The following is a 12,497-nucleotide window of genomic DNA, read 5'->3' on the forward strand; positions in this document are numbered from 1 at the left end:
AAGCTTCGATAGAATTTTAGAAATGAATAAATTCAAAGATAGTTTTGAAAAGCTAAAATCGTATTGTGAAAAAGAAAACTTTAAAGGTTGGGATCCTTATGATGGATTGAACAGTAAAGTTTTTCAGGCAATTCCTGGGTTTTCAAAAAGCAGGTTTATTAGACTTGCCTGGATTCAACTGTTTAAAAGAAACCCGATTAATCTTAGAGGGGTAACGATCGTAGAAAAGGGATATAACCCAAAGGGATTGGGGCTTTTTGTAACAGGGTACTGTAACCTTTATAATTTGGAGCCTAAAGAAGAATATCTTCAGAAGATAATTAAACTTTCGGATCAATTATTGGAGTTAAAAAGCCCAGGGTATTCTGGAGCTTGTTGGGGGTATAATTTTGATTGGCAAGCTCGTGCGTTTTTTCAACCCAAAGGCACTCCAACAGTGGTGGCTACTACTTTTATCGCAAGCGCTCTCATTGATGCATTTAAGATTACCAAGAATCAAGTTTATCTGGATACGGCCATAGATGCATCAAAATTTATTCTAAATGATTTGAATCGAACCTATGACGACCAGGGAAATTTTTCTTTTTCCTATTCGCCATTAGATAAAACTCAAGTTTTCAATGCCTCATTACTCGGAGCGAAGCTTTTAAGCCAGGTATACGAATATACACAGGACAAAGCTTTGTTGAATGAAGCAGAAAAAGCGGTGAGATATGCGTGTAATTTTCAAAAAGAAAACGGGGCTTGGTCATATGGTACTTTGCCTTATCATCAGTGGGTGGATAATTTTCATACGGGATACAATCTGGAGTGTATTTATACCTATCAAAAAATGTCTGGAGATAATACATTTTCAGAGCATATCACCAAAGGACTTACGTATTATTTGGAAACTTTTTTTACAGAAGAAGGTATTTCAAAGTACTATAACGACTCGATATATCCAATAGATGTTCATGCACCTGCGCAACTAGTAGTTACGTTAAGTAAGTTGGATGTTCTCAAAGAGAATATTGCTTTAGTGGATAGAGTTTTAGAATGGACTATTAATAATATGCAGTCAGGTAAGGGGTATTTTTATTATCAAAAAAAGAAATTGTTTAATTCCAAAATACCTTACATAAGATGGGCCCAGGCATGGATGTTTTATGCGTTCTCTTATTATTATAAAAAGTAACATGGAAAATAGAATATATATTCTTAATACGGTTATTGATAATTTGTCTATGCAGGATACGATTTCTGAGATAGAGGATACTATCAAAACAGGAAATCAAATTCATCACGTAGTTGTAAACGCTGGTAAAATTGTTTCAATGCAAAGTGACCTCCAACTAAGGGAAAGTGTGAACAGCAGTGATTTAATTAATGCAGATGGACAAGCGGTTGTATGGGCTTCAAGATTTTTAAAAAAACCACTAAAAGAAAGAGTAGCAGGAATTGATCTGATGCAAAATCTGGTTTCCAAAGCAGAGGAAAAACAATATAAAATATTTTTTTTCGGAGCAAAAGAGGAAGTTGTAAAGAAAGTAGTTGATATTTATTCTGAAAAGTATTCTCCAGAAATTGTAGCGGGTTATCGCAATGGATACTTCAATAAGGAAGATGAGACAACAATCGCAAAACAAATCTCGGATAGTGGAGCTAATATTCTTTTTGTGGCAATTAGTTCTCCCACAAAAGAAAATTTTCTTTATCAGAACAGAGAAATTTTGTCAAAGGTAAATTTCATTATGGGAGTAGGAGGAAGTTTTGATGTAGTAGCCGGTAAAGTGAAAAGAGCTCCTCTTTGGATGCAAAAATCTGGATTAGAATGGTTTTATAGATTTATTCAAGAACCAAGAAGAATGTGGAAACGCTATTTAGTTGGTAATACGAAATTTGTACTTTTAGTACTTAAAGAAAGATATAGAAGTAAATGAAAATATCGGTTATAGGAACGGGTTATGTAGGTTTAGTAACGGGCACCTGTCTGGCTGAAACTGGAAACGAAGTTATTTGTGTTGATATCGACGTCAATAAAATTGAGAATATGAGGAAAGGTGTAGTACCTATTTATGAACCTCATTTGGACGTATTATTCGAAAGAAATATCAATGCAAAAAGATTGAAGTTTACAACTTCATTGAAAGAAGGCCTGGATCATGGTGATATTATCTTTTTGGCACTTCCGACCCCAGAAGATGAAGATGGATCAGCAGATCTGAGGTATGTTTTGGGTGTTGCAGACGAAATAGGACAACTAATTACTGATTATAAAGTAATTGTCGATAAAAGTACCGTTCCGGTTGGAACCGCAGAAAAAGTTCATGAGGTAATTTCTAAGAATGCGAAGGTAGATTTTGATGTAGTTTCTAATCCTGAATTTTTAAGGGAAGGTTTTGCAGTTGATGATTTTCTTAAACCGGAAAGAATAGTCATTGGGTCTAGTTCTGATAGAGCTACAGAACTCATGGAGAAATTATATAAACCTTTTGTAAGGTCAGGTAACCCAATCATTATAATGGATGAGAAATCTGCCGAATTGACCAAATATGCGGCAAATTCTTTTTTGGCTGCAAAGATAACCTTTATGAATGAAGTGGCTAATTACTGCGAAAAAGTAGGAGCAGATGTTGACAAGGTGCGCATAGGTATGGGTACTGACTCGAGGATCGGAAAACGATTTTTGTTTCCCGGTATAGGCTATGGCGGTTCCTGTTTTCCAAAGGATGTAAAGGCACTTCATAAATCTGGAAAGGACGAGGACTATGATTTTAAGATTTTGGAGGCTGTACTAAAGGTTAACAAAAAACAGAAGTTAGCACTGTTACCTAAGATTAATTCATATTTCGAGAGTAATATTAAAGGAAAAACCTTCGCTTTATGGGGGTTGGCTTTTAAACCCGAAACTGATGATATTAGGGAAGCACCTGCATTAGATATGATTAACGAGTTGCTTGCCAATGGCGCAAAAGTAAAGGCTTTTGACCCAGAGGCTATGGATAATGTTGCCCGTAAAATGGGTGACAAAATTGAGTTTGCAAACTCAATGTATGATGTACTAGAGGGTGCGGATGCTCTTGTGATTTGTACAGAGTGGAGTATTTTCAGAACACCTAATTTTAATAAAATTAGAGAGCTTTTGAAAAATAGTGTAATTTTTGATGGAAGAAATTTATATGACCTCCATGATATAGAAAAAGAGGGGTTTTCATACTATTCAATAGGAAGAAAGGATATAAAATGAAAAGAGTTTTAATTACTGGGGCTGCTGGCTTTTTGGGATCGCACTTATGTGATCGATTTATTAATGAAGGGTTTTATGTTATCGGGATGGATAATTTGATAACCGGAGACTTAAAAAATATTGAACATCTTTTTAAGCTAGAAAACTTCGATTTTTATCATCATGATGTTACCAAGTTTGTACATGTCCCTGGAGAATTGGATTACATTCTTCATTTTGCCTCTCCGGCAAGCCCGATAGATTATCTTAAAATTCCAATTCAGACTTTAAAAGTAGGATCGTTAGGGACTCATAATTTATTAGGTTTAGCCAAAGAAAAGAAAGCTCGGATTTTGATTGCATCTACCAGCGAAGTGTATGGAGATCCTTTGGTACACCCTCAAAATGAAGATTACTATGGAAATGTAAATACAATCGGACCAAGAGGAGTATATGATGAAGCAAAACGTTTTCAAGAATCGATAACCATGGCCTATCATACCTACCATGGTGTAGAAACAAGAATCGTACGTATATTTAATACTTATGGGCCAAGGATGCGTTTAAATGATGGAAGAGTTGTGCCAGCATTTATAGGTCAATCATTAAGAGGTGAGGACCTAACTATTTTTGGTGATGGGATGCAGACCAGATCCTTTTGTTATGTTGATGACCTGGTAGAAGGAATTTATAGATTGTTATTTAGTAGTTATGTCTTCCCTGTTAATATTGGAAACCCAGATGAAATAACTATAAAAGATTTCGCAGAGGAAATAATTAAACTTACCGAAACTGATCAAAAAATAATATATAAACCGTTACCAATTAATGATCCACTTCAAAGACAACCAGATATTGCAAAAGCAAAAGAAATATTAGGTTGGGAACCAAGAGTAAGTAGGCATGATGGGATGAAAAAAACCATAACATACTTTAAAAGTCTCTCTAAAGAAGAACTTCAAAGAAGTGAGCACAGAGATTTCCAAAAAAAATGATATAGTTTTAGATGAATGCAAAAATAGGCAGATATTCAGGGTATATAAAACCACTTTTTTGTTTAGTAGATTTAGTCATACTAAATGTTACCATATCCTTTTTTGAGACCAATATAAACCAGAGTTTATTATTTTCTATTTATGTATCTATATTATGGATTATTCTATCAATAAAGAATAAGTTTTACGATATAAAACGATTTTCTAAGGTAATTCAAATATTAGCGTCGATCATAAGCCAATTTTTAATTTTTGGTCTCATTCTATATGCTTTCATCGGGTTTTTTAAACAGCCCATAGTTAGTCGATTAGAAATAGGAAAATACTTTTTAGCGGTTATAGTAATCGTCACGTTTTCAAAATTTGTACTACTGTATTTGTTGTCTAGATATAGAAAAGTATTTGGTGGAAACATTAGAAGAGTAGTCGTTATTGGAAATAATAAAAAAACAGATCAACTTATAGAGATTTTTAGGAGCAGACCTGAATTCGGTTACAAGTTTCATAGAAAGTTTGATGTCAAGACCGATGAGTTTGATCTTGAAAACTGCTTTAACTATATTTTTGAAAATGAAATAGACGAAGTGTATTGTTCTGTTGCAGAATTATCTAATAAGCAATTACGAGAGTTTGTAAGCTTTACAGATAACAACTTGAAAATTCTTAAATTTATTCCAGATAATAAAGATATTTTCACCAAAAAGTTAGTTTTTAATTATTACGGATATGTTCCTGTACTTTCTTTTAGAGAAATTCCGCTGGACGATTCTATAAACAAATTTGCGAAAAGAGCTTTTGATATACTGCTATCTTTGATAGTATTAATTGGAATTCTTTCCTGGCTTACCCCTTTAATTGCATTGCTAATTCAATTAGAATCCAGAGGACCTGTTTTTTTTAAGCAAAGACGCAATGGATTGGATTATCGAGAATTTTATTGCTATAAATATAGGTCAATGAAACCAAGTAACAGTGCTAATCAGGCTACTAGAGGCGATTCAAGAGTTACAAGGGTCGGAAAGTTTATACGCAGAACAAGTATTGACGAACTTCCGCAGTTTATAAATGTTTTGAAAGGAGATATGTCGGTAGTTGGACCAAGGCCACATATGGTAAAACACAATGAGGAATTTGCCAGTAAGGTTGATAAATTTATGGTACGTCACTTTGTAAAACCGGGTATTACTGGATTAGCTCAAGTGAGTGGTTTTAGAGGCGAAATAGAAACCAATAAAGATATTATTAATAGAGTAAAATACGATATCTTTTATGTAGAAAACTGGTCATTATTATTAGACATAAAAATTGTGGTTTTAACGGTTATTAATGCTATTAAAGGAGAGGAAAAAGCTTATTAATAGCATTTCCGCATAAGATAAACATCCTAAAACTTAAAAGATCGTAGACTTTGCGTACCTTATCGAGGAAACGAGTAGAGGTTAACGATGATCGTTGTGTAAAAATGATATTTAAAGAGATCATATATGGATTAAACAGAATGTTTTACAGAGATGAAGAAGATCTAATCGTAACCATCTTCTGGAACAGTTTATATATCTCATTTTTTCTATTGCCTTTGGGGATCAATTTACCTACTCCCTTTTTTGTAATATCCATTTTGCTGGGCTTAATCAATATTTTTAGAACGAATAGAAATTTCTTTTCCGATAGTAAGGTATTATGGCTCTTTCCTATTTATTTTATTATCATTTCGATTAGTATGATCTATACAGAAAACATTCAAGATGGAATGAATTTGTTGCAAAGGTCACTGTCATTGTTGTTTTTTCCTATAATTTTTCTCTTTGTAAAAGAAGATGCTTCTTCGGTAAGAAAGTTATTCGATTTTTTACTTCTGGGTATTCTGGTTTCTTTTTTTATCAATTTTGCCATAGGAATTTATGAAACTTTAGGATACATTAAACGAAGTGGATTTTTCTTCGAAGCATCAATTGAAGGGGTTTCCAGTCTCTTTGATGCGACTATAAAAGGATGGAGTTACTTTATCAGAACTGATTTCTCCAAGTTAATTAATTCTAGCTATGTTTCCTTATACATTTTATTGGTACTTAGCTATTATTTGAAAAACAAATTACAATCTAGAGTTCAAGTGATTATTGTTTTCGTATTGTTTTTTTACTTATTTCTGCTAGCTTCTATCGCAGCATATCTTATCCTATTGATCATGTGCCTTTTATTGATATTTAATATATCTGATAAGAGTAAAAAATATACGATGTCACTATTGTTTTTTTTAGGCGTTATTGTGTTTCTGAATAATCCAAGGGTGTTCAATTTCTATAAAAATGTTACGGGCATTTCGGATGATTTTGGAATTACCACTACCACCGTTGAAAAGTCGAGATTGTTAACCTGGAATGCGAGTTTAGATTTGATAAAGGAAGCTCCAATTTTTGGATATGGAATTGGAGATACCAACGATGTATTGACGCGGAAATATAAAGAACTTAACTATTTTCATAATTATGAAAATAAGTACAATGCGCACAATCAGTTTCTACAAACTTTTTTACAGACAGGGATATTAGGTTTTGGTGTGTTGATTACCATTTTTGTACTACTAGCCATTAGAATGTGGGGTAGTAAAAATGAATTTTCTGTTTTTTTAATCCTTTTCATTTCGTTGTTTTTTGAATCGATGCTAGTTCGATTTAACGGAATCGTATTCTTCTCAATCATTATTCCCTTATTACTCAAAAAGAGAAGTATTTTAAGTAGTAGAATTATTCGAAACTAACCGTTTTTCTGTGAACCCCAAAGATCTCCATTAAATCATAAAAATGATGGTAAATAATTAGTTCGAAAAGCAGTAATACGCTATTTTTGAAGCTTTAAATTTAAGCTACCTAATCATGAATATCTTAATACTTGGATCCGGAGGGAGAGAACATACCTTTGCCTATAAAATTGCAAAGAGTGAAAGATGTAGCCGTCTTTTTGTTGCTCCCGGAAATGCCGGTACCGATTCAATTGCAACTAATGTTCCTATTGCTGTAACCGATTTCGAAAGCATAAAGGAGTTAGTGCTCAAAGAGGAAATTACAATGGTTGTGGTAGGTCCAGAAGACCCTTTGGTTCGCGGTATAAGTGATTTTTTTGCCCAAGATTCTGAATTGGCCAATGTTGTAGTTATTGGACCTTCAAAAGAAGGCGCTAGATTAGAAGGAAGTAAAGAGTACGCCAAAGAGTTTTTATTTAGACACAATATTCCAACAGCAGCATATCAGAGTTTTACTGCCGCTACCGTAGACGAAGGGAAAAAGTTTCTGGAAACCCTAACTCCTCCATATGTATTAAAAGCAGATGGTTTGGCAGCAGGAAAAGGAGTTTTGATTCTTAAAGATCTGGAAGAAGCCAAATCCGAACTCGATAATATGTTAACCAATCAAAAATTTGGCGCAGCCAGTCAGACGGTTGTGATCGAAGAGTTCTTGGATGGGATAGAACTTAGTGTTTTTGTACTTACCGATGGGAAGAACTATGTTACACTGCCTACAGCCAAAGATTACAAACGTATTGGTGAAGGAGATACAGGATTAAATACCGGAGGAATGGGAGCGATCTCTCCAGTACCTTTTGCGGATGATGTGTTTATGGGCAAAATAGAAGAACAAATCATCAAGCCTACAGTTCAGGGACTTTCTAAAGAAAACATCGATTACAAAGGGTTTATTTTTATTGGCCTGATTAAAGTAGGAGATGATCCAAAGGTAATAGAATATAATGTGCGAATGGGAGACCCAGAGACAGAAGTGGTCCTTCCAAGATTACAAACTGATTTGGTAGAATTGCTCTCTCATGTAGGAGCAGGATCTTTAGATCAGATTGATCTGCAAATTGACGATAGAAGTGCAACCACGGTAATGACAGTTTCTGGAGGATATCCAGAGGCTTATGAAAAAGGAAAAGAGATTACAGGAATAGAAAATATAGATGATTCAATCGTTTTTCATGCTGGAACCAAAATTGAAAATGGTAAAGTAGTAACCAATGGAGGTAGAGTAATTGCTATTACCTCTTTTGATAATGATTTCAAACAAGCCTTAAAGAAATCTTACTCAAGTATAGAGAAATTACACTTTGATAAAATGTATTATAGAAAAGATCTTGGGTTCGATCTATAAAGAATCCTTAATAGTACTGAATAAGAAAAGCGCTTGTAACTACAAGCGCTTTTCTTATGTATATCAAGTACAATAATATCTTTAATTCAAGAAAGAGTGAGCCGTAGGGTCTCTGTTTTCTTCATTGTTGTCATTAAATTTTTTCAACTCTTTCATCCAATAGAAAAAAGCGACAAATCCAATTAGCATGAACAACCAGTTTATAATATTAGCAGCAGTCCAACTTTCTAATTCAAGGGCTCTTAAAGCATCAAGTGGTGCAAACAATACATTGACAAAAAGAGATTCAATAGCTTCAAAAAATTCTTTCATAACGTGTTTTATATAGGCTTTATAAAAAGTAAACAGTAACGAACTGAAAACTTTTTATAAATTCGTTCAACTTTATTAAAAATAATTAGTTTCTTATTCCTGGCAAAAATATAAAAAATAGTAGTGTTATCAAGTTTTTTTAGCAAATCAAAACCCATTAATTATGTTGTAGTGGCATTGTACATGTTTCTTTTGTATGGAATTGCACATTACAAAAAGGGAATAGTACTAGAATCCAAAGAGATATTCCTGTTGATCATAGGCCTGGCCTTCTATATTTTGCCTATGTTGTTGCTAAATTTTATTCTTCAAAGAAACGATATTACCGAAAAAGGATCATACACCATTTTAATTTATGGTTTCCTTACGGGAGTATTGCCTCATGCGCTTACAGATATCAAATTGTTGTTGGCAAGTGGTTTTATTTTGGTAGGGTTTAGAAATGTGATTCGGTTGCGAAATGAAAAGGAGATTAAAGCCAAGATTTTAAATGCTTCTCTTTGCATCGGTCTGGCATCGCTTGCTTATTTTTGGAGTATTGCATTTATTGTTTTGGTCTATGTTGGTGTTCTGTATTTTGATTCAAAAAACTATAGAAATTGGATTATCCCGATAATTGGGATTCTTACCATTTATTTGTTCGCAAATTGTTTTACCCTATTGTTTTATGATTCTTTTTATAGCTATTCGGAGTACTTAGATGTAGCTTCCTTGTCTTTTCAAAATTATTTGGTCAAGGATCAGTTATTTTCATTAGGCACGCTATCCATATGTATTCTTTTCTTTTTGGCGCTTTATCTTATTAAATTCAGTAGAAAAGCAGCGAATATTAAACCAGTACTCAGATTGATCATTGCATACCTTGTTATAGCTGTAGGAATCGCTGCAGTTGCTCCTGCCAAAAATACGTCCGAATTGTTTTTCTTATGTATTCCTTTAGCCATAATGGGGACTACGTATCTTGAGATGAATTACAATATGCTAGCCAAAGAAATTAATATTTGGGTGTTTTTACTTATTCCTTTTACGATGTTATTGTTCTAAGATGATAATTCTAATATAAATTATAATACCTTTGTACACATTTTCAGAAATACAAAGATTCAATGTTTACGGACAAGGCAAATAAAATTTTTAAGGAAGTTATCGATCAATATCACATTATCGATAGCGTAGATCAAGAATTCAGCAACCCTTATGATGGCAAATCACAAGTTATAGAGCATCTGCTATATCGTAAATGTTGGATTGATACTGTACAATGGCATTATGAGGATATCATCCGTGATCCTGAAATTGAACCGGTTGCAGCTTTGAAGCTAAAGCGACAAATCGATGCTTCAAATCAGGACAGAACAGATATGGTAGAATATATCGACAGTTATTTTTTGGAAAAGTACAATGAGGTGACTCCAAAAGAGGATGCTACTATCAATACCGAAAGTCCAGCATGGGGTGTGGATCGTTTATCGATATTGGCATTGAAGGTATACCATATGCATGAGGAAACGGTAAGGACTGATGCCTCTGATGCACACAAAGCTGCTTGTCGAAAAAAATTAGACGTCTTATTAGAGCAACAAGTAGATTTATCTACAGCGATAGATACATTACTGAAGGATATTGAGCAAGGAGATAAGTACATGAAAGTCTACAAACAGATGAAAATGTACAATGACGATGAGCTAAATCCTGTATTACGTGGCGAAAAATAAGGTAGACATACGTAATACTCCTGAAACAAACATCTTGGTAATACGGTTGTCTGCTATGGGAGATATAGCTATGACTATACCCGTATTACGAACCTTTAGAGCTACATATCCCAACGTTAAGCTTACTGTACTTACCCGTAAGTTCTTCGAACCTCTTTTTAGTGATATTGACAATCTCGAGGTCTATCCCGCAGAAGTGGATCGAAAACATAAGGGGATTTTGGGATTAACCCGATTGCATAAAGAGTTACGTAGATTAGGCATTACTGCAGTTGCCGATTTACACAATGTTCTTCGTTCTAATGTATTGAAAACACTATTTTCTTTTAGTGGGATACCAGTAGTACAAATAGACAAGGGAAGGGCTGATAAAAAAGCTTTAACCAGGGCCAAAAACAAAGTGTTTAAACCCTTAAAAACAACCCATCAACGTTATGCAGAGGTTTTTGGAAAGTTAGGTTTCCCTATAAATCTTGATGATCATAGTTTTCCTCAAAAAATATCGCTGTCACCCAATATCGTAGCGCTAAGTTTAAATTCTTCTAAAAAATGGCTAGGCATTGCTCCCTTTGCTCAATATGAGAGTAAGACATACCCTTTGGAGCTAATGGTTGAGGTTATCGAAACTTTGGATCGAGAAAACCAATTCGAGATTTTCTTATTTGGAGGAGGAAAACGCGAGAAGGACATATTAAACAATATTGCTTCCAAATACAACAATGTGATTAATGTAGTAGGTAAATTACCATTTGAGGATGAACTAAAGCTTATTGGTAATCTGGATGTAATGTTGTCTATGGATAGCGGTAATGCACACATAGCGGCTATGTATAATGTGCCTACGATTACCCTTTGGGGTGTTACGCATCCTTTTGCTGGTTTTATGCCATTTGGACAACCAGCAGAAAATGCCATATTACCCAATTTAGCAAAGTATGACCAGATACCTACCTCTATTTACGGCAATAAAGTACCCGAGGGTTACGAAAAAGTGATGTATTCTATTCCTCCAAAAACAGTGATAAAAAAACTGAATTCGTTTGTATAAATAGAAATTAATTAGACGTCATCAAAGTCAACTTTGATCGAGGCTGTAGTAGGATGAGCCTGGCAGGCCAAAACCAATCCTTCTTCAATTTCACCATCGGTAAGGATACTATTTTTTTCCATCACAGCTTTACCTTCAGTTATTTTACAAACACATGAACTACAAACTCCTCCCTGGCAAGAGTAGGGAGCATCTATATCTTCATCCAGAGCAGCATCTAATAAGGTCTTTTTTTGATCCATTACAAAAGTAAACTCCTCATCGTCCACAATCACAGTGATCGAAGTTTTACCATCTAGATCCGCGTCGATTTCAGTTGTTTCAGAACTGCTGGTAAAAAGTTCAAAATGAATTTGATTTTTGTCAATTCCGTTTTCTTCCAAAACATTGGTTACGGTATTGATCATTTCCTCGGGTCCACACAGGTAAAAACTTTCGAAGGTAGTTTCCTTAAACTTATTCTTAAGTACGTAGTTAACTGTAGGTTTCTCGATTCTTCCAAAATGAGCGTTATCTTCTCTGGTTTGGCTAAAAACAAATTCTATAAAGAAACGACCAGAATGAGCATCTCGAAGCGCTAATAGTTCATTATAAAATATGGTTTCCTCAGGGCTTTTATTTCCATAAACCAAAACAAATTGACTATTTGGCTCCTCTTCTAATACCGATTTGATCATACTCATCACAGGAGTAATTCCACTACCTGCTGCAAAAGCCGCATAAGTATTATTTGATGCAGGATTCGTTTTCAGCACAAAATTTCCTTCTGGAGGATGAACTTCCAAAACATCATCTTTAGATAGTTCGGCATTGGCCAATACCGAAAAAGTACCACCTTCTATCGCTTTTATAGCAACTTTAAGCTCTTTACTTTTTGAGGAACTACAGATAGAATAGGCTCTTCGTACTTCTTTACCCTCAATCTCTTTTTTGAGTGTAAGATATTGTCCTGGCACAAAAGAGTAGGTGTCTTCGAGATGAGAAGGCACTTCAAAAGCAATAGAAACCGCATTTGGAGTCTCTTTGATGACTTGTTTTATAGTGAGTTGATGAAAATCTGACATTACAATAATT

The 12,497-nt window shown here is 34.4% G+C and carries 12 protein-coding genes; 10 read left to right on the forward strand and 2 right to left on the reverse strand.

Annotated features, from left to right (window positions below; all coding sequences use genetic code 11):
- Positions 1-22: 22 nt before the first annotated feature.
- The 7 genes from ACXAGJ_RS04630 (at position 23) to purD (ending at position 8,348) form a co-directional block, all read left to right on the forward strand.
- Positions 23-1,177, forward strand: a complete 1,155-nt coding sequence (locus tag ACXAGJ_RS04630; RefSeq protein ID WP_474837561.1) for a delta-aminolevulinic acid dehydratase — start codon at positions 23-25, stop codon at positions 1,175-1,177.
- A gap of 1 nt (position 1,178) precedes the next feature.
- Positions 1,179-1,922 (forward strand): WecB/TagA/CpsF family glycosyltransferase, encoded by a 744-nt coding sequence (locus tag ACXAGJ_RS04635; protein ID WP_474837563.1) that lies wholly within the window; start codon positions 1,179-1,181, stop codon positions 1,920-1,922.
- Positions 1,919-3,229 (forward strand): UDP-glucose dehydrogenase family protein, encoded by a 1,311-nt coding sequence (locus ACXAGJ_RS04640; protein ID WP_474837565.1) that lies wholly within the window; start codon positions 1,919-1,921, stop codon positions 3,227-3,229. Before ACXAGJ_RS04635 ends, ACXAGJ_RS04640 begins: the two co-directional genes overlap by 4 nt.
- The gene (locus ACXAGJ_RS04645; RefSeq protein ID WP_073315988.1) at positions 3,226-4,203 is read left to right on the forward strand and encodes a UDP-glucuronic acid decarboxylase family protein; all 978 of its coding nucleotides are present in this window, start codon (positions 3,226-3,228) and stop codon (positions 4,201-4,203) included. The genes ACXAGJ_RS04640 and ACXAGJ_RS04645 overlap by 4 nt, the downstream gene beginning before the upstream one ends.
- An 11-nt stretch (positions 4,204-4,214) precedes the next feature.
- Positions 4,215-5,561, forward strand: coding sequence for an undecaprenyl-phosphate glucose phosphotransferase (locus ACXAGJ_RS04650; RefSeq protein ID WP_474837567.1), 1,347 nt, complete (start codon positions 4,215-4,217; stop codon positions 5,559-5,561).
- 50 nt (positions 5,562-5,611) lie between these two features.
- Positions 5,612-6,961, forward strand: a complete 1,350-nt coding sequence (locus tag ACXAGJ_RS04655; RefSeq protein ID WP_474837568.1) for an O-antigen ligase family protein — start codon at positions 5,612-5,614, stop codon at positions 6,959-6,961.
- Positions 6,962-7,076: 115 nt separating this feature from the next.
- Positions 7,077-8,348: a phosphoribosylamine--glycine ligase gene (purD, locus tag ACXAGJ_RS04660; protein ID WP_474837569.1), complete on the forward strand. Its 1,272-nt coding sequence runs from the start codon at positions 7,077-7,079 to the stop codon at positions 8,346-8,348.
- Between the two features lie 81 nt (positions 8,349-8,429).
- Here the strand turns inward: purD and ACXAGJ_RS04665 are convergent, their stop codons facing one another.
- Entirely contained in the window at positions 8,430-8,660 is a 231-nt protein-coding gene (locus ACXAGJ_RS04665) for a DUF6341 family protein (RefSeq protein ID WP_473284183.1), read from the reverse strand.
- Positions 8,661-8,783: 123 nt separating this feature from the next.
- On the opposite strand from ACXAGJ_RS04665, the gene ACXAGJ_RS04670 reads away from it, so the two are divergent.
- The 3 genes from ACXAGJ_RS04670 (at position 8,784) to ACXAGJ_RS04680 (ending at position 11,423) form a co-directional block, all read left to right on the forward strand.
- On the forward strand, positions 8,784-9,704 hold the full coding sequence (locus ACXAGJ_RS04670; protein WP_474837570.1) for a DUF6427 family protein: 921 nt from the start codon (positions 8,784-8,786) through the stop codon (positions 9,702-9,704).
- Positions 9,705-9,766: 62 nt separating this feature from the next.
- Positions 9,767-10,375 carry a DUF4254 domain-containing protein gene (locus tag ACXAGJ_RS04675; protein WP_474837571.1) on the forward strand — a complete coding sequence of 203 codons (609 nt, stop codon included), beginning with the start codon at positions 9,767-9,769 and terminating at the stop codon, positions 10,373-10,375.
- On the forward strand, positions 10,362-11,423 hold the full coding sequence (locus ACXAGJ_RS04680; RefSeq protein ID WP_474837573.1) for a glycosyltransferase family 9 protein: 1,062 nt from the start codon (positions 10,362-10,364) through the stop codon (positions 11,421-11,423). Before ACXAGJ_RS04675 ends, ACXAGJ_RS04680 begins: the two co-directional genes overlap by 14 nt.
- 11 nt (positions 11,424-11,434) lie before the next feature.
- On the opposite strand, the gene ACXAGJ_RS04685 is transcribed toward ACXAGJ_RS04680, so the two are convergent.
- Complete coding sequence (locus ACXAGJ_RS04685) at positions 11,435-12,487, reverse strand: 2Fe-2S iron-sulfur cluster-binding protein (protein ID WP_474837575.1); 1,053 nt, start codon at positions 12,485-12,487, stop codon at positions 11,435-11,437.
- Between the last annotated feature and the right edge of the window lie 10 nt (positions 12,488-12,497).

Source organism: Aquimarina sp. AWH4_224, from assembly GCF_056160245.1.